Source organism: Bradyrhizobium sp. Leo78 (genome assembly GCF_059512425.1).
In genome coordinates, this window is the sequence record NZ_JCAMOT010000007.1 from 186,229 (window position 1) to 203,228 (window position 17,000).

Sequence of the window (17,000 nt, forward strand, 5' to 3'; positions counted from 1 at the left end):
GCGCGTTGGCACCAACGACGCAGCGCCACCCTGAAGGCGCTTCCCGAACGGTTCCTGCTGACAAAAAATCAGGCTGGTCGATATGCAAGTTCGCTTCCTTTCGCCAACATGCTTGATCCCGACCGAAGAGGTCGATGCCAACCGGTAGCGGAGCTGCAGATGCAAATCCTCCGCGCGGGTTGTTGGACTGTTCCGATCACGGCGGAGAAGGACGCTCTCTTCGTGATGGACGGTCATCACCGGCTAGCAGTCGCGCACCGCCTGCAACTGCCACTGGTGCCGGTGATTCTCTTGGACTACAGCGCAGTGCGGGTGGAGAGCTGGCGCGCGGGCCAGACGATCACGCCTGCGAGCATCCTCGCGATGGCGCGCAGCGGCCGAAAATTCCCCTGCAAGACGACGCGACATATTTTTGATCAAAGCCTGCCCAATTGCAACCTGCCGTTGGAGAGCTTGCGCCACCTTGCTCCGACAGAACGCGCCGTAGCCTATGCCGAAAGGGCGAGGCGATGACCTTGCATTGCTACAAGCCCGGCGCGGGCCTGTCACCGATTCTGCGGCCAAGCACGGCGGAGCTCTTGGCCGGCAACGGCCCGCTGCTGATCGATTGGGTCGCCCGACATGGGTCGCCGGTCAATCTGATCTGGCCCGAAGAGCTGCAGAGGAATATCGCGGTACTCAGAGGCGCCTTGCGGGAGAGCGGTGTCGCACACGCGGTCTACTACGGAGCGAAAGTCAACAAATCGCCGGGGCTGTTAGCCGCAGCATTGCGCGCAGGGGCCGGCATTGACGTCTCAAGCCATTATGAGTTGCGGGATGCCAGACGGCTCGGCGCCGACGGCGCACAACTTGTGGCGACAGGCCCGGCGAAGACGGCGGCATTCCACAACGAGCTTATCAACTGCAACGCGCTCATATCGGTGGATTCACCGGAAGAGCTCGAGGATCTGATCCGCGGGCTTCCGGCAAGCGGCCCGCTTCAGCCGGTGCTGCTGCGTTTGCGTCCCACCAACCAGGCGCGGAGTCGCTTCGGCATGCCGGCCGCGGCCATCCGGCATTGTCTGTCGCGCATTGCTGGCGAAGGCCGCTTGCGCTTTGACGGGCTGCACTTCCACCTGAGTGGCTATAGTTGGGAATCTCGCGCGCAAGCGATTAGAGAGGCCGCCGGTCTGCTCAGCGAATCCCGCGCACAAGGTTTTGCGCCGCGCATGATCGACATTGGGGGCGGGTTGCCGATCCAATATGTCGATCAGCGCGCCTATCAGGCGCATCTTGGGGCACAGATGCCCGAGGACTACCGCACCGGGAAGATACCGGATTCCTTCTATCCCTACGGGGGAGAGCTTTCCGCTGCCGAGTGGCTGCGTTGTTTGCTGAGCGCACCGATGGCCGATGGCCGCAGCTTTGCGAACTATCTTGTCCATGAGGGGCTGGTGCTGGGGATGGAGCCCGGGCGAGCACTGGCCGATCAGGCCGCGATTTCCGTCTTCCGGGTGTTGCGCGTGAAAGCCGTTGGCCCTGATGCCCATGTCGTCTTCGTCGAAGGCAGCAGCTTCAGCGCTTGCGAAACCTGGTTTGGCTCCGAATTTTTGGTCGATCCCATCCTGGTTCCGGCCACATCGCCGCCGATCGCCGCAAAATCTATCCGAGGTTATCTGGCCGGCCATAGCTGCTTGGACGAGGACGTCCTTAGCAACAGATGGCTCACCTTTCCCATCGCTCCGCGAGCGGGAGACCTTCTGGTTTACGCCAACACCGGCGGTTAGCAGATGGACCTCCTGGAAAACGAATTCCATCGCCACCCGATGCCGAGCCGCCTTTGCGTGGTTCGGGATGTAAAAGGACAGCTAACGCTCGTCCCCGACACAGTAGGAGAGGCACAATGCTCTGCAGGACCGTAAGCCAGCTGATCGGCCAAACGCCGGTGATGCCGATTGCCGTGCCCAACAGCGATGCCACGCTCGTGCTGAAGCTTGAAAAGAACAATCCGGGTGGCTCCATCAAGGACCGCATGGCGCGCAGCATGGTGCTTGCCGCGCTTGAGGACGGGCGGCTCCCGCCGGGCGGCACGATCGTCGAATCGTCGTCCGGAAACACCGGGATCGGACTGGCGTTAGCCGCAGTGGAATTGGGCCTGCGCTTCATTGCCGTTGTCGATCATCACGCCGCGCCGGACAAGATCCGCATGATGCGCGCGCTGGGCGCGGAAATTCGTTATGTCGAAGGCGACTATCGGGAGGACGAGGTTGCGGTGGTGGAGCGCCAACGGCTGGCCGCCCAACTCGGCGCCCAGCTTCCTGATGCGTTGTTCATGAACCAGTCCGACAATCCGGCAAACCCGGAAGGCTATGCCGGTTTCGTCGACGAGCTCCTGGCACAGCTTCCAGACGGCATCGATGCCTTTGTCGGCTGTGTCGGCACCGGCGGGTCAATGACCGGTATCGCCCAGCGTCTGAAGCGGGTTAACCCTGCTGTCCGGACAATCGCTGTGGAACCGGCCGGCTCGATCGTCTTCGGCAAGCCTGGCCATCCCTACTACCAGTCGGGCACGGGAACGCCCGCCGGCGATGAAATCGGCAAGGTGCTCGACTATGGATGCATCGATGAAGGGGTGCAGGTCACCGACACGCAGGCCTTCGAAACAGCACGTTTTATCGCGCGGCGCCACGCGCTTCTGGTCGGGGGCTCGACCGGGGGCACCATCTACAAGGCGCTGGAATTCATTGCAGCCGGCAGGTTGTCCGGCACGGTGGTCACGCCCGTTGCCGACGGTGGCGAGAAATATCTTGGCTCGGTCTTCGACGATGAATGGATGGCCAAGCGCGATTTGTTGGATCCGACCATCGCCGCACAGCTCGACGCCTGGCTCACCGGAAGGGCGCGCGCAGCATGAAGGTGACGATCTGCGGTGCGGGGCGCACTGGGCAGTTGAATGCCGTGCTCTTCAATCAGCGTCCAGGTATCACTGTTTCCGTGCTGACGGGGGCGGCTGCCGTCGCCGATCGATGGACGAGGGGAGACGGTGTTTGGTGGGCCCAGACGCCGGACGGCCACCTCTTGAGCGGACGGCCCGACTATGTCGGCACCGATCCGAGCGAGGCACTTATAGGCACGGACATGGTGATCGTGACGCTGCCGGCCCACGCGCGGCCTGCGCTTCTACACTCCTTCGCAGGGCATCTCCCCCGGGACAAGCACGTCTATGTTGGCGCGATTCCCGGCTTTTGCGGCTTCAACTGGCTCGCAGCCGAAGCCCTTTCGGGTACGGACAATGTGGTGATCTGGGGCATGAAGGACGTGCCCCATACGGCCTTTGACTTGGTGCCAGGCGAGCGGGTGCGCATGGGAGGGGCCAAGGCTCAGCTCTTCGCGGCGCTTCATCGTCGCGAGACCGCAGCGAGCCGCGCCGAGCTCCAGGCGATGCTGGGTCACATCTATGAAGCCCCCGTCACCCTGCTGCAGGACTATCTCGAAATCACGCTGACACCGGGCAACGCATTGATGCATCCCGCCGTGCTCTATGCCCTGATCGGCCCTGGCGCGCCCTGGGAAAACAAGCCGTTTGACCGTCCCCTTTGCTGGTGGAGCGATTGCCCACGCGCCGGCGCCGAATTGCTGGAGGCCTGCGATGCGGAAAACCAGGCAATCCGCCATGCGGTCGAATTGCGCCTGGGCATTGATCTGAGTTCGGTGAAGCCGCTCCGACAGGAATTGATCGACGCTTATGGCAGCCAGATCGAGGACGACCGGACTATGTATACGCTGCTGCGAACAAACCGTGCTTATGCGGGCATTCGCGCCCCACTTGTTCCCAATCCGGACGGGCCCGGCCTTGTCATCGATCGCGCAAGCCGCGCTTTCCACGAAGACATAGCCTTCGGGCAGGCGTTGCTGGTGGAATTGGCCACGCGGCTTGAAGTGGCAACTCCCGCTATCACGAAAACCTACAACTGGGCGCTCAACTATCATGGCGGGTTCACCGAAGGCGCGCCGGCCTTTTTGCCCGCCAACTGGCCGGAGGAAGCGTAGTGGACGAGTGGATGCCTTCCTCCGCAGATGCCGAAGCTCAGGCGCGCGCCGGGCGGCTTTGGTCGGACGCATCGCGCAATGCGGTCAACCGGTTGGTCCGCTGCCTGTTCGCCGAGCGCCTTCTTGAACCGGATGCATTGTTGTGGGCGCGCGACGGCAACCAAGCATGGCTCCCCCTTTGGCAGTCACGCTGGGTCCTGCATTTCACCGACCTGCGTCGTGCGCCTGCGGGGACATTGCAAAATCGTGGTTCTGTCGAAATACTAGACGAGACCGGTGCTCGCTACCGGATCGGTGGTCCCTCCGACCTCATCCGGCAGGTCGCGCCCGCCTTGGCGATCTCGCCAGCATCGGACGGCGTCGAGCATCTCATACGCGACGTCGAGGACAGCATGCGCAACGACATCCTGGCGCGTCGTCACCGGGAGCACTGGAGCGCCGAGCTGCGAGGGAAAGTAGCCGAAGCAGGCGTGCAGGGATTCCTCGCATATTTGGAAAAGAGCCTGCCGCCGCATCTGGCGGCTACGACGCTCGATCAGTGGGGCGCGCTGGAAGGTCATCCCTTTTATCCGACATGGAAGGCCAAACCCGACCTCTCGCCCGAGGACGTCGCGGCTTTGTCGCCGGAGTTCGGTGCTCGCGTGCGCGTCCGAATAGCAGCGCTGCGCAAAGAATGGTCGTATGTGGAGAAGATGCCGCATGTCGGCAGCTATTCGGAATGGTTCTCGCAGAACTTCCCCGAGCTCTGGCGCGACTGGGCCGAAGGATTGCATAAACGTGGAAAGTCTCGCGAGGACTGGCTGCCTCTCCCTGTCCATATCTGGCACCTTGACAATTTCCTGTGCCGTGAGTTCACGTCCGAGATTAGTTCCGAAGTTTTCGATCCGGATGGCCCGGAGGTCATAACGCTGCCGTCAATGTCGTTCCGCACAATGCTGCCGGACACACAGGAGCCGAGGCCCTTTATCAAACTGCCGGTGGCGATCTGGATGACCAGCGAACAGCGCACTCTGCAGGCCAAATCGATTTACATGGGGCCGCGTCTCAGCACCCTGATTTCCGATATTCTGTCAAAGGAGAGGGATCTTTCTGACAGGTTGGAGATCTTCACCGAAGAGCTCGGCGCAATCCTGCACCACCCCGTAACGGGCGACGAGCATCCGGGCCGCTTTCTATCGGTCGTCTACCGCAACTGCGACGCTCTGGCGCGAAATGATGGGCTATTGCCGGTCACTGTTGCGGCACTCTTGACGGCAAGCCCGATCGATGGCCGCCCGCTCATTTGCGAATTGATTGCCAGAAGCGGCGATGAAAGTGAAGCAGCCGTATCGGCGTTCTTCCGTGCCTATGTAGGGACTGTCATCCGGCCAACGCTCGCCATGTATCTGCTTTACGGAATTGCTTTTGAGGCGCATCAGCAAAACAGCACGATCCTGTTCGATGAAACCGGCCGCCCGCGAAAACTGCTGATCCGTGATTTCGGCGACGGCCGCAGTTTTGCGCCCCTGTTCAAGGAACGAGGGTACCACCTCAAGCCCTTCACTCGCACGGGGATATTACCCACCACATTTGATGACAATATCAGTCTTGTGCGCTCATTCGTCATCGATGCCTGCTTCGTCTGCCACCTTCATGAAGTCGCACTGTGCCTCGACCAACATTATCCACTGTCGGGCACAAGCCTTTGGCGCATCCTGCGGGAAGAGGCCGAGGCAGTTTTCGATGCGCTCAAGCCGCGCATGTTGTCGGACGCATTCTGGCAGGAAGAACGCAAGGCCTTTCTTGAGAAACCCTGGCCGAGCCGCTCCGTGCTGCGGATGCACCTGGAGCGTTATCGCGACTATCGGGTTGAGCACGAGCTGCCGAATCCACTGGCGGGAGCGGAATGACAACTGCTTCTGCCTTGTTTCGCGGCTTCGGTCCTGTTTTTGTCTTGCTGTTCGGGCTGCAATTCATTTCCATGGGCGCCATGGAAATGAGTGGTCCATTCTGGCCGATCCAAATCAAAGCGTTGAGCCCTTCCGACAGCGTCTTTGGACTCGCAGGCGTGGGTGTCTATGTGGGCCCGATGATTGGTATGTCGCTGACCAGCACCTTTTGGGGGCGAATGGGCGATCGCTACGGCAATCGGCTGATGATGGTTCGGGCGCTCGGCGGGCTAGCGGTCACGCAACTCCTTGTCGCTGTTGCACAGGATGTCTGGACGATCATCGCGTTGCGTTTCTTGCAGGGCGCCTGCGCCGGCTATATCGCCCCAGCGCAGGCCTATGGCGTGCAGATTACCGGCGGGAAGGATCGCGCAAGCCTGTTCGCCTGGCTTCAGGTTGCGACCAATGTGGGCTCGCTGGGCGGCGCCTTCCTGGGCGGGCTCATTCTCGATCGATTCCCTTTTGCTGCAGTAAATCTGACCGCCGGGGCGATTTGTGCGCTGTGCGCTGCCGTTGCCTGGTTGAGCCTGCCCGTACCGACGCCAGGAGCTGCTGCCGCCAATCCCGGAAACGCGGGTACCGCAAAGCCTACGGCGTCGACAGGTGCTCCGATCGGAGCTCTTCTTGCCTTGATGGGGATGCTGCTTGCCAGCCGCATGGTCCTGCAGGTTCCTTTCTCACTGTACATGACCCGGGTATTTGGCGCGCCGCACTGGGTCGCCGGCCTCACTTACGGACTGCTGGCGTGCGGCTTTGTCGTGGCCGCGCCCCTATGGGCGCGGCTCTTCGAGAAACGAACGCCATCCTATGTGCTGGGCGGGAGCGTGCCGATTTCGGCCGCGTGCGTTTTGGTTACGCATCTGGCGGGCAGCACGAACTCCGTTGCCGTGTTCGCGTTCCTGTATTTTATCTGGGGCGCGCTTCTTGGGGGAACGACGCCGGTGCTTCTCGCGCTCATTTCGGCAGCTGTCTCTAATGATAGGCAAGGTTCGGTTCTGGGCCTTGCTCAAGCCTGCCAGCAGGTTGCTTCTGCGAGCGGCATCGTTGCCGGTGTCGGGGTCACCCAGCTCTTTGGTCTCGAAGCCGCTTTCCCGCTCGTCGCCACGCTTTACGCCTTGTCATTTTTGTCGGCTCTCGGCATCTGGCTCAAAACTGCGCACTCCGCTCAAGAAGGAAGTCGACCATGACGGAATACCGATCGCTGCTGCACGCCGCGGTGACGGCTATTGTCCTGATCGCTTTGCTTCCAACAGCAGCATTTGCCGGCGAACCTGGACTGACACAGACACAGGCGCCGCTTACCCTCACTGATATCGCAGGCCGCCAGGTGACGCTTAACGCGCCTGTCAAACGGATGCTTCTGGGCGAAGGCCGGCAGCTCTATCTCATCGCCTCGCTGGAACCCAAAGATCCCTTGGCCCACGTCGTTGCCTGGCGCACCGATCTGATCGCGGCCGACCCGGCCACTTACGCGCAGTATCTCGTAGTGTTTCCCGAGTTGGCGAAGCTGCCTTCCTTTAAGGGGCAGGAGGACAGCCTGATCGACATCGAATCGGCGATCATCCAGAAGCCTGATGTGGTGCTGCTCAATCTTGAAGCCATGCAGGCCAACAAGGACGCCAGCTACATCGAAAAGCTCGCGGCACTGAACATACCGGTTCTATATATCGATTTTCGTCACCGTCCCCTGGAAAACACCGAGCCGACCATTCGGCTCCTGGGCAGGATCATGGGGCGCGAGGCGCGTGCGGAGGAGATCATCGCGTTCCGCCGCCAGGCCATGGCTGCGGTTGCCAACGTCCTTGCCGCCAAACAACCGAAGCGCCCCAATGTGTTCGTCGAGCGGATCGGTGGCTACTCGCAGGATTGCTGCCTGTCTTTCGGTGCCGAGAATTTCGGCAAATATGTCGAACTCGCTGGCGGCCATAATATCGGCAGCGATATCATTCCTTCGACCTTCGGGCAGATCAGCCCCGAGCAGGTCATCGTCGCCAATCCCGAGCATGTGGTGGTTACCAGCGCTGACTGGCAAGCCTATGTGCCCGGGGGCCATTGGATTCCGCTTGGACCAGGGGCGGATCCTCGGGTGACGCGCAAGAAGCTCGAATGGTTCGCTACTCGGGACGCCTATACCGGTATCGCGGCAAAGAAGACGCGGAATTTTCACGGCATTTGGCACCAGTTCTACAACAGCCCATACGAATTTGTTGCCGTCCAACAATTGGCGAAGTGGATTCACCCCGACCTGTTTGCTAATCTGGACCCCAATGCAACTTTTGCCGAATACCATCGTCGCTTCCTGCCCATCGAGTACCGGCCCGGCTATAGCGTCAGCCTTTCGGACAGCCAGTGATGACCGATGTCCATACCGAAACACTGCCCTTAGCCGGAGGCGACGCCTATCAAGCGCTCAGCGTCAGGCGATGGATCGTTCTCCTTGTGCTGGTGGTCGGTGTCTGCGTCGCATTGGTCGGTGACCTTTCGACTGGACCAGCCAGCTACAGGCTTGGAGAGGTTGTGCGCACGCTCGTTCTGCCGGCGGAAGCGGATGCGCAGATGCGCGTCATTGTCTGGTCGATCCGCATGCCGTCGGCCCTTATGGGCGTCGTGGTCGGTGTGGCGCTTGCCATCGGCGGCGCTCAGATGCAGACCATCTTGAACAATCCGCTGGCGAGCCCGTTCACGCTGGGCCTTTCCGCCGGTGCAAGCTTCGGCGCGGCCCTTGCGCTCGCCTTCGGTGTCGCGCTGGTTCCCATCGCAGGCGACTATGTCGTCGCGGCCAATGCTTTCGTCATGGCCATGGCAACCGCCTTCCTGATCCATTTGGCCAGCCTTCGGCGCGGAGCCTCGATCCATGTGATCGTGCTCTTGGGTATAGCGCTGGTTTTCAGTTTCAATACGGCACTCGCTATCATCCAGTATTTCGCCGCCGAGCAGGCGGTCGCGGCCATCGTCTTCTGGACCATGGGCAGCCTCACCAAGGCGACATGGCCCAAGCTCGCCATCACCGCGCTGGTCGTGGGTCTAACCTTGCCGGTCTTTCTGCGCCGCCGGTGGCAGTTGACGGCCTTACGCCTTGGCGAGGCGCGCGCGGCGAGCTTCGGCATTCCCGTGCGCCGCCTGCGGCTCGAAACCCTGATCCTTGTCTCTCTTTTGACGGCGATCCCCGTCGCGTTTGTCGGCACGATCGGCTTTATCGGTCTCGTAGCTCCGCACATCGCACGCATGATGGTCGGCGAAGACCAGCGCTTCCTGCTGCCCGCGAGCGCGCTGACTGGCGCGCTGATAATGTCGTTCAGCTCCATCCTGGCCAAAATCGCGGTACCCGGCGCCGTCCTGCCGATCGGCATCGTCACCTCGGCGATCGGATTGCCGGTCTTCCTCTATTTGATTCTGAAAAGCGGAAGAGACATATGGTAGTGCTGAGCACGCATCGCCTCGGCGCCCGCTTCGGATCACGCGAGGTACTACGTGATGTGACCCTTCCGCCCTGTTATGGCGGCGAGGTCGTGGCGGTCATTGGACCGAATGCTGCGGGCAAGTCGACGCTGTTCCGGCGCCTGGCAGCCATTCTTCCGGGGCCCGGCGAGTGCCGGTTGGAAGGTGTGCGCGATGCAGATCGCGCCGTCGCCTATATGCCTCAAGACCAAACGGCAAGCGCGGTGCTGACTGTATTCGAATCCGTGCTTCTTGCGCGTAAGCAGGTCAGCGGCTGGCGTCTGGAGAGGTCCGATCTTGTGGCGGTGGACCAGGCGCTGGCGTCACTCGATATGGGCGATCTTGCCAATGAAATCCTTTCCGAGCTGAGCGGCGGACAGCGCCAGCTCGTCGGGCTTGCTCAATGTCTCGTGCGCGAACCGCAGGTGCTGCTCTTGGACGAGCCAACCAGCGCGCTGGACATGCACCGCCAGTTGGAAGCGATGCGGCAGGTGCGCAGCCTTGCGCATGACGACGGTATGCTCGTGCTGATCGCGCTGCACCATCTCGACCTGGCGCTCAAATTCGCAGACAAGGTCGCTATCCTCTCTGATGGAACGTTGCACGATTTCGGCACGGCGGCTGAAGTCCTGACGCCGGAAAACCTTGCCGCAACCTTTCGCATTAGGGCACGTATCGAATCCTGTTCGCAGGGCAAGCCACATTTGATCGTCGACGACGCGATCTGATGTCCCACGCGCCGGTGGCATTTGGAAAGGGCCGCTCGGCTGCAGCCCGCGCATCAGGCCGCGGACCGATACCGAGTGTCGTTTGCCGCGTCTACCGCGCGCGCTTTGATTTCGATCCCCACATGCAGAGGCTTGTCGGTTCGAACCCGAACTGGCGCGGCCGATGCGATTCCTCGTCCTCGATCTCATCCACCCCGACCGAATATTCGAACACCATGCCGTCGGGGCCCTGGAAGTAAAGGAACCGCGCGCCGGACGTCGGGTGACGGCCAGGGCCGAAGACGATCGGCACCCGTTGCTCGGACAAGTGATAGAAGGATCGCAGCACGTCGTCGTTGCTTTGCACCTGATGGTTGATGTGCTGGATCCCGGGACCTCTGGCCGGCGCAAGCGCGATGGTGTGATGGATCGCGTTCACGCGCATCAGCGCAATATCTCCGATGCGATCGCTGACGCGCGCGTTGCAGACCTCCGTCCAGAACTTCTCGTCGCGGACCGGATTGGTCGAATTCAAGCCGACATGGCTGAAGCCGGTGATGCCGGCGTCCCGTGAAGCAAAATAGCGGCGGCCATGCTGCTCCGGACGGACAACCAGCTCGATCTGGTTGCCGCTCGGATCCTTGAAGCCAATGAAGGCGCGAACCTTGCGTGCCGAGCATTCGGCGGCCGCGCCGACATGCACCGGATGACCGAGCGCGTCCAGGGTCGTGGCGGCCTCGTTCAACTCGCTCTCGTTCTCGACTTCGAATCCGATGGTCTGATCGGCCGGGTCGCCCTCAAAGTAGCACAGCGTATGCGCACGTTCGTCTGAACGCAGATAGAGCGAGTTCCGCGATCTCTCGCTCACCTGAAGACCGAGGCATCTGGTCGCAAATGATTCCGCTTCCTCGAGGCTCGAGCTCCCCAGCCGCGCATAGGTGACATCCTTGAGCTGGATCATGGTTGCGCTCCTTTGCAGAGATCAGGTGATGGCTTGCCGCAGCTCCGGAATCTCGGAGCATTCGCTTCCCCATTCGCATAGTGAGGAAGCTGCCGGCGCAAACTGCCTCGCATGGTGCCGGGTATCGATGTCGGCCAGCCCATGTCCGTACGAGAAGACTTGTCCTTCCGGTCCGGCAAATCGCAGAAAGATCTGGCCGGATGCTGCTTCGCGGCCTGGGCCGTGCAGGATCTTGATCTGTCGCTCCTGCGCGAAATAGTGGTTCTGCATGATCGAATCGAGACTTTCGACTCCGTAGCAGACGTCAAGCAGCCCCGCCCGATCGGAAGGGTAGAGCGCAATCCGGTGATGCTTCCGGTCGATGCTGAGATAGGCAATATCGCCGACCCAATCGCTGATCGCCGCTCCCAGGATCGTGGTCCACAGCTTCAGGTCATCCGCCATCGCGCGGCTGCGAAGGCCCACGCATTGCAGGCCGGTGACACCGGCATCGCGGCTCGGGAAGTAGCGCCGGCCGCTTACCGCCGGGCGTGACACAAGGTCGATTTCATTGCCGCTCGCGTCGCGCACGATCAGCGCGCGCCGGACAAAACGCCGGCTGCATTCCTCCGCCGATGCCTCGCGGACTTCAAATCCCTCTCGCTTCAGGGTGTCGACCGCTCGATCAGTGTCGTTGGCGGACGCAATTTCCACGCCGATGCTTGACCTGTCAGCACCTTCGACGAGGCAGAGCGTGTGGAAGCGCTCGTCGGAACGGAACAGAAATTGCTCCTTGTCATCAGTGACGCGCTGAAGCCCCAGAATGTCGGTCGCGAAGGCCGCGGCGGCCGGGCCGTTCTGTACCGCAAGCCTCACATAGCAGAGCTGGATCAACGGGATAGGGGTGAAGTGCTTGGCGTCCATTTTCAACCACGGTTCTTTTGGTCGTTCGCCATCGCCGTCTGGAGGTGTTGGCGAACGATGTCGCGCCACACCTTCAGCAGGCGACTGAACTGTTCAGGATCTTTTTCGATCAGGGTTCGAACCGAATAGCCGCGGACCACGCTCAGCGTGAGCGAGAGGATATCGCTGGCGAGTTGCTTGGGAACGCCCGACGACATCAGCGCTTCGAGCCAGGCGGCCTCGACCGAAAACCGGCTGGTGCGGGAGTTCCTGTACGTCTCCCGCTTGAGAATGCGCGAGTCGCTGTCCGCGCTCATTGCGATCGCGAGCTCGATGAAGAAATAGTCGCCGAAATAGAAATCCTGCGCGTCCTTGATGATCCCTTCGATTGGATCGTTTCCGCTGTTCTGGGCGAGGTGGGCCCGGCGGGCGCTCTCCACCAGCGAGACTTCGTTGACGTGCCTGATGACGGCGACCAGAAGATCGTGCTTGCTCTTGAAATGATGCAGCAGGGCGCCGCGCGAGACGCCCGCGAGTTCGGCCACCTCGACGGTGCGCAGGCCGCGCAGTCCGTTCGCGCGCACCAGCTTCACCGCGGCCTCGATCAATTGGGTCTGCGTCGCTTCGCTGCGCTCCGCCTGGGTTCGCTTGGGGGCGTATTTCGGCTCGCTCGAGCTGTTGCGGCGTGATTGCAGCCGTTGCCGCGCCGCGGTGCGGGGCAGGGACGCCCGGCCTCCGTGTGCGCCTGGCTTCGTCTTGTCAGCATTCGACATAAACGTCCTCTTCGCTCAGTTTGACGCGGAAGGTCTTCAGCGCGACCGTGCAGGGCATGCCGGTCGGCTGCCCATTGGTGACGTCGAACGTGCCGAAGTGCCACGGGCACTCGACGATTTTCCCCGTCAGAATGCCTTCTTCCGACAGCGAAGCCTCGCCATGGGTACACAGATCGGCCGTGGCATAGATTGCTCCGTCCACATTGTACACGGCGATGTTGGTGCCATCCGGCAGCGTCGCCTGGCGGACTTCTCCCGGCGGGAACTCGTCCAGCCTTCCGATCAGCACATCTTTGGTCATCGTATTCATAGCATCGTGCTTCCGCCATTCACGCTGATGACCTGGCCTGTGACGAACGAGGCTTCCCTGGAGGCCAGATAGCACACCATGGACGCGATCTCGTCCATCTCGCCGGGGCGTCCCATCGGCACCACGTCGACGAATTTTCGGATGGATTGCGGAGCCTTGGCGGCCGCGCGTTGCACCTGGGGCGTATTGACGATGCAGGGTGCAACGACATTGACGGTGATCCCGTCGGTCGCGAATTCGCGCGCGAGCCCTGTGGCGATGGCGTGAACGCCGCCCTTTGCCGCGTTGTAGGCCGCGTGATCATAAAGCCCGTTGCGGACGGAGTCGGCGCCGATATTGACGATCCGGCCGTAGCGCTTCGCCTTCATCACCGGCACGGCGTGCCACGTGCACCACAGCATCGTCCAGAGATTACGGTCGATGGTCGTCCGCAGTGTCTCAGGAGTGTGCTCCAGGAACGGCTTGATGATGCCGCCGCCGGCATTATTCACGAGGACGTCGATCGTGCCGAACGCCTTGACGGCATCGCCGATCAATCGGCCGGCGACATCTTCCTTCGAGAGATCGCCGCTTCGGACCAGCGGCCTTTCGCGGCAGAGCGAGGAGAGACCGTCGGCCGTAGCGGTCAACCTATTCTCGTCGAGGTCCGAAAGCACCAGCCTGGCGCCCTCTCGGGCAAAATGCTGCGCGATCACCGCGCCGATGCCGCTGGCGGCGCCGGTGATCACCACAATCCGTTCGGCAAATCGTTTTTCCATCGGGGCTGTCTCTCAGAGCACAATGGAAATCCGGCCATGCGGACGCAGGCCTTCGCCGCCAAGCAGGCAGCGTTTCTCGCTGATCCTTATCCTGCTCTCATCGACCTTCAGGCGGTAATTGCTCGTGCCGAAATAGAGATCGGTCGTGCCGTCCTTGGTGCGGAAGGTCTGGAACACCGCGCTGACGTCGACGGAATCTTCGCCTCGCCCACGGATACGCACGTTGCCGACGATGCGGCTGGTCTTGGAGTGCGGGAATTCGGCGTGCGCGGTTCGTTTCATCAGGCGCTTCACCCGCTCACCCAGCCGGAACCGGTCGTCGGCTATATAGAAGAGGTTGTTGTCCGCCGAAGCGTCCGGCGGCAGATCGGTGCAGGGGACCTCGTAGGTTGCGTCATCGGTAAAGAGCTCCAGCCATTCCGGCAGTCGCCATTGATCGAGCAGGTCTGCTTCGTGAAACAGGAAGTCTTCCACGTCTGATCGTTCGATTGCGCACATGACGATCTCCTTCAGGCCGCGACGTTCTTGATGCTGGAGATGGGCGCCGGGAACATCATGGCGTTCCACTGGGTCCAGAACGCGCGCATCTGAAGCTCGTCATTGTGGGCGGGGCGCTCCTTGCCCATTCCCTTGGAGATGTCGTTCCATTGCGCTTCCTTGGCATTATTGAAGCCGCGCTGGCAATGTTCGAGCGCCTCGGCATCGTCAGGCGTCGCGAAGCCGCCGGGCCCGAGAAATTCGAGAAAGTTGTTCAGGCGATATTTGCGAGCCCATGAGGTCTCGTCGTTCGGCCCCAGAGCCCAGGCGCTGATGACCATATAATCAGCGGCCATCGGAAAGTAGGTGCGGACGGTCAGCGCCATAATGTCGTTGACGACGAGATTCGGGAAGATGAAGAGATTCCGGTTCTTGCGGGAAATGCGGTCGGCGCGTTCCTTGCCGAAGCGCTGCACCAGATTGTCGTAGAGGCGGCTGATTTCCTGCTTTCCGCTATCGCCCCACGCTGGAATCCATTGCGCGACCGGCCGCGCCCACGGCGCGCCGTATTCGAGAACGGCGTGGCCGTTGCCGAGGTCGTAGCCATATCCGCCCCCGCCCATCCCGCCGGCAAGTCCATCCGTCGTGTTCATCAGATAGTCGAAGTAGCTCGCATGCGTGGTGGTCGCATGATAGCCATCGATGCTGTTCTCGGTGAGAAGCTTCCAGTTCGCCCGGATCGAGTATTCCTGGGTGCCGGCAATGATCGAGAGGCCCGCGTCAGTCTGATCGCAGATGAGATCGAGATATTCCTTCGCGCCGGCGAGGTAATCGACGAGAGGGACGATGTTCCTGTCAAAGGAGACGAAGCAGAAGTCGCGGTAGGTCTCGAAGCGCGGAACCGCTTGCATGTTGGAAGATTCGCGATTTTTGAATCCTTCCGCATAGGCTTCCTCGCCGGGCTGGCTGCGCAGCTTGCCGTCGGCTCCGAACACCCATCCGTGGTAGAAGCACTGAAACGATTTCGCATTCCCTTTCCGCTCGCGGCAGACCTGCGCGCCGCGGTGAGGGCAGGTGTTGAGAAGCGCGCGAAGCGTCCCCTTGCTGTCGCGCGTGAACAGGATGCTGCGACCGGCCACGGTCCGGCTCACGAAGTCGCCGGGCTTGGGAAGCTCGGATGCATGGCCGAGATAGAGCCACGAGCGCTCGAACACGAGCTCCTTCTCCGCCTTGAATATCTCGGGATCGGTAAAGTTGCGGCGTGCAACCTTGAAGATCTGCTGGGCGGGATCAACCAGGATCGCTGGCTGACGGCTGTCGGTCTGCATGTCGTTTCCTCCGTCTGCGCTCTTCATGACGCGAGAGCTTGTTTCAAGTCGAAAGCGGGATTGGCGATGTCGGATGGATTGACCCGCTTCCGGGAAGCGGCAAGCCTTCGTAGCAGCGCCATGTCCTTGGGTGAGCTCACGGTGACGGCGCCGACCACTTCGCCGTCGCGGAGGCTGATGGTGGTGAAGCGTCCGCGCTCGACATCCCCGCGCACGATCTCGTCGGCGCCGCCGGGGTGGCCGATCACCTGGATGTTCGACTCGAATTGGTCGGACCAAAACCAGGGCGGCGCCTCGTAGGCATTATCCTGACCGACCATGTTCCTGGCGCTCGCGATCGCCTGGTTCTGCGCATTGGCCCAGTTCTCCACGCGCATCCAGCGTCCGTGCCAGTCGCTCCATTGTTCGGCGACGTCGCCGGCTGCATAGACGCCTTCGATGTCGGTCATGCCGGAGGGGCCGACACGAATGCCTTGATCGACTGCGAGCCCCGCCTGGCGGGCAAGGTCGGCCGCAGGCTCAACGCCGACACCGACGACGACGAGATCGGCCGGAACCATCCTTCCGTTGGACAACTGAATCCCTTTGGCCGTGGCGCCCACGATGGTCACGTTGCAGCAGACAGCGACGCCGCGGTCGCTGTGCAGCCGCCTCAGATACCCGCTCAGCACTGGCGAGCCGACCTGTGGTAACAGCCGATCGGCCTTCTCCAGCACGGTGACCTCGCAGCCGCGGACGATGGCCGCCGAGGCGACCTCGAGACCGATCACGCCGCCACCGACCAGCACCACTTTGGCGTCCTGCGTGAGATTGCGTCTGAGTGCTCGCGCATCGTCGATGCAGCGCAGATAGCAGACGCGCAATCCGCAATCGTCGAGATCGCGCAACCGACGCGGCCGCGTGCCGGTCGCTAGCAGCAGGCGATCGAATGAAATCTCGCGGCCGTCCGACAGCCCGATCGCACGACGATTCAAATCAATCGCAACAGTCGGCGTGGAGGTGCTCAGCTCGATGTCGATCGCTGCCCAATCCTGCGAATTTCGGATGAAGCGCGGTTCTTCGTCCACATTGACCAGCATGGCCTTCGAAAGTTGCGGTCGCTCGTAGGGCGGATGCTCTTCTTCGCCGAGCAAGGTGATCGGCCCGCGATGCCCGGCGGCCCGCAACGCCTCGGCAGCGCGCGCGCCGGCCTGGCCTGCGCCCACGATGACGATGCGTGTCCGGGATAGATCCAATGCGTTCACTCCCCTTGAGCGGTTCTTTGCCGCTCGCAGCGCACCTCTCGCGGCCGCTTGACAAGCAGGATAAAAACAATCATTCCTGTTTGTAAAGTGAATTATCCCGCGCAACTCGAAAAGCGGTTCGCTGCAGCGCAGGGATCAGGGAAGGAAAGGAGGGCGCCATTGCCA

General features: G+C 61.7%; 15 protein-coding genes and 2 pseudogenes. 9 read left to right on the forward strand and 8 right to left on the reverse strand.

Features of this window, described 5'->3' with window-relative positions:
* Positions 1-82: 82 nt before the first annotated feature.
* The 9 genes and pseudogenes from AC5ZG1_RS11765 to AC5ZG1_RS11805 all read left to right on the forward strand — a co-directional run bounded on the left by AC5ZG1_RS11765 (position 83) and on the right by AC5ZG1_RS11805 (position 10,123).
* A pseudogene (locus AC5ZG1_RS11765) lies at positions 83-513 on the forward strand (ParB N-terminal domain-containing protein).
* A pseudogene (locus AC5ZG1_RS11770) lies at positions 510-1,901 on the forward strand (Y4yA family PLP-dependent enzyme). The pseudogenes AC5ZG1_RS11765 and AC5ZG1_RS11770 overlap by 4 nt, the downstream one beginning before the upstream one ends.
* Positions 1,883-2,893: a PLP-dependent cysteine synthase family protein gene (locus AC5ZG1_RS11775; protein WP_496132933.1), complete on the forward strand. Its 1,011-nt coding sequence runs from the start codon at positions 1,883-1,885 to the stop codon at positions 2,891-2,893. Before AC5ZG1_RS11770 ends, AC5ZG1_RS11775 begins: the two are co-directional and overlap by 19 nt.
* The gene (locus tag AC5ZG1_RS11780; RefSeq protein WP_496132934.1) at positions 2,890-4,029 is read left to right on the forward strand and encodes an NAD/NADP octopine/nopaline dehydrogenase family protein; all 1,140 of its coding nucleotides are present in this window, start codon (positions 2,890-2,892) and stop codon (positions 4,027-4,029) included. Before AC5ZG1_RS11775 ends, AC5ZG1_RS11780 begins: the two co-directional genes overlap by 4 nt.
* Positions 4,029-5,918: an IucA/IucC family protein gene (locus AC5ZG1_RS11785; RefSeq protein WP_496132935.1), complete on the forward strand. Its 1,890-nt coding sequence runs from the start codon at positions 4,029-4,031 to the stop codon at positions 5,916-5,918. Before AC5ZG1_RS11780 ends, AC5ZG1_RS11785 begins: the two co-directional genes overlap by 1 nt.
* Entirely contained in the window at positions 5,915-7,144 is a 1,230-nt protein-coding gene (locus AC5ZG1_RS11790) for an MFS transporter (protein ID WP_130222369.1), read from the forward strand. The genes AC5ZG1_RS11785 and AC5ZG1_RS11790 overlap by 4 nt, the downstream gene beginning before the upstream one ends.
* Positions 7,141-8,310 (forward strand): ABC transporter substrate-binding protein, encoded by a 1,170-nt coding sequence (locus AC5ZG1_RS11795; protein WP_496132936.1) that lies wholly within the window; start codon positions 7,141-7,143, stop codon positions 8,308-8,310. Before AC5ZG1_RS11790 ends, AC5ZG1_RS11795 begins: the two co-directional genes overlap by 4 nt.
* Positions 8,310-9,377 (forward strand): FecCD family ABC transporter permease, encoded by a 1,068-nt coding sequence (locus AC5ZG1_RS11800; RefSeq protein ID WP_496132937.1) that lies wholly within the window; start codon positions 8,310-8,312, stop codon positions 9,375-9,377. The genes AC5ZG1_RS11795 and AC5ZG1_RS11800 overlap by 1 nt, the downstream gene beginning before the upstream one ends.
* Complete coding sequence (locus tag AC5ZG1_RS11805; protein ID WP_130222375.1) at positions 9,371-10,123, forward strand: ABC transporter ATP-binding protein; 753 nt, start codon at positions 9,371-9,373, stop codon at positions 10,121-10,123. The genes AC5ZG1_RS11800 and AC5ZG1_RS11805 overlap by 7 nt, the downstream gene beginning before the upstream one ends.
* Positions 10,124-10,214: 91 nt before the next feature.
* Here the strand turns inward: AC5ZG1_RS11805 and AC5ZG1_RS11810 are convergent, their stop codons facing one another.
* From AC5ZG1_RS11810 to AC5ZG1_RS11845, 8 genes are read right to left on the reverse strand one after another with little or no spacing between them, the layout of a single operon-like run.
* Positions 10,215-11,063, reverse strand: a complete 849-nt coding sequence (locus tag AC5ZG1_RS11810; RefSeq protein WP_456643487.1) for a VOC family protein — start codon at positions 11,061-11,063, stop codon at positions 10,215-10,217.
* A 21-nt stretch (positions 11,064-11,084) separates the two neighbouring features.
* On the reverse strand, positions 11,085-11,966 hold the full coding sequence (locus AC5ZG1_RS11815) for a VOC family protein (RefSeq protein ID WP_456643486.1): 882 nt from the start codon (positions 11,964-11,966) through the stop codon (positions 11,085-11,087).
* A gap of 2 nt (positions 11,967-11,968) precedes the next feature.
* Positions 11,969-12,718 (reverse strand): TetR/AcrR family transcriptional regulator, encoded by a 750-nt coding sequence (locus AC5ZG1_RS11820; protein ID WP_456643485.1) that lies wholly within the window; start codon positions 12,716-12,718, stop codon positions 11,969-11,971.
* The gene (locus AC5ZG1_RS11825) at positions 12,705-13,028 is read right to left on the reverse strand and encodes a non-heme iron oxygenase ferredoxin subunit (RefSeq protein ID WP_207230889.1); all 324 of its coding nucleotides are present in this window, start codon (positions 13,026-13,028) and stop codon (positions 12,705-12,707) included. Before AC5ZG1_RS11825 ends, AC5ZG1_RS11820 begins: the two co-directional genes overlap by 14 nt.
* Entirely contained in the window at positions 13,025-13,786 is a 762-nt protein-coding gene (locus AC5ZG1_RS11830; RefSeq protein ID WP_496132938.1) for an SDR family NAD(P)-dependent oxidoreductase, read from the reverse strand. The genes AC5ZG1_RS11825 and AC5ZG1_RS11830 overlap by 4 nt, the downstream gene beginning before the upstream one ends.
* 12 nt (positions 13,787-13,798) lie before the next feature.
* Positions 13,799-14,284 (reverse strand): aromatic-ring-hydroxylating dioxygenase subunit beta, encoded by a 486-nt coding sequence (locus tag AC5ZG1_RS11835; protein ID WP_130222385.1) that lies wholly within the window; start codon positions 14,282-14,284, stop codon positions 13,799-13,801.
* A gap of 11 nt (positions 14,285-14,295) precedes the next feature.
* Positions 14,296-15,591 (reverse strand): aromatic ring-hydroxylating oxygenase subunit alpha, encoded by a 1,296-nt coding sequence (locus AC5ZG1_RS11840; protein ID WP_496132939.1) that lies wholly within the window; start codon positions 15,589-15,591, stop codon positions 14,296-14,298.
* 23 nt (positions 15,592-15,614) lie between these two features.
* Positions 15,615-16,826: an NAD(P)/FAD-dependent oxidoreductase gene (locus tag AC5ZG1_RS11845; protein ID WP_456643482.1), complete on the reverse strand. Its 1,212-nt coding sequence runs from the start codon at positions 16,824-16,826 to the stop codon at positions 15,615-15,617.
* Between the last annotated feature and the right edge of the window lie 174 nt (positions 16,827-17,000).

Coding starts and splice junctions, on each gene's coding strand:
- AC5ZG1_RS11795 (WP_496132936.1), top strand. CDS start 7,141: ATGACGGAATACCGATCGCTGCTGCACGCCGCGGTGACGGCTATTGTC.
- AC5ZG1_RS11775 (WP_496132933.1), top strand. CDS start 1,883: ATGCTCTGCAGGACCGTAAGCCAGCTGATCGGCCAAACGCCGGTGATG.
- AC5ZG1_RS11840 (WP_496132939.1), bottom strand. CDS start 15,591: ATGCAGACCGACAGCCGTCAGCCAGCGATCCTGGTTGATCCCGCCCAG.
- AC5ZG1_RS11780 (WP_496132934.1), top strand. CDS start 2,890: ATGAAGGTGACGATCTGCGGTGCGGGGCGCACTGGGCAGTTGAATGCC.
- AC5ZG1_RS11800 (WP_496132937.1), top strand. CDS start 8,310: ATGACCGATGTCCATACCGAAACACTGCCCTTAGCCGGAGGCGACGCC.
- AC5ZG1_RS11805 (WP_130222375.1), top strand. CDS start 9,371: ATGGTAGTGCTGAGCACGCATCGCCTCGGCGCCCGCTTCGGATCACGC.
- AC5ZG1_RS11830 (WP_496132938.1), bottom strand. CDS start 13,786: ATGGAAAAACGATTTGCCGAACGGATTGTGGTGATCACCGGCGCCGCC.
- AC5ZG1_RS11820 (WP_456643485.1), bottom strand. CDS start 12,718: ATGTCGAATGCTGACAAGACGAAGCCAGGCGCACACGGAGGCCGGGCG.
- AC5ZG1_RS11810 (WP_456643487.1), bottom strand. CDS start 11,063: ATGATCCAGCTCAAGGATGTCACCTATGCGCGGCTGGGGAGCTCGAGC.
- AC5ZG1_RS11825 (WP_207230889.1), bottom strand. CDS start 13,028: ATGAATACGATGACCAAAGATGTGCTGATCGGAAGGCTGGACGAGTTC.
- AC5ZG1_RS11835 (WP_130222385.1), bottom strand. CDS start 14,284: ATGTGCGCAATCGAACGATCAGACGTGGAAGACTTCCTGTTTCACGAA.
- AC5ZG1_RS11815 (WP_456643486.1), bottom strand. CDS start 11,966: ATGGACGCCAAGCACTTCACCCCTATCCCGTTGATCCAGCTCTGCTAT.
- AC5ZG1_RS11790 (WP_130222369.1), top strand. CDS start 5,915: ATGACAACTGCTTCTGCCTTGTTTCGCGGCTTCGGTCCTGTTTTTGTC.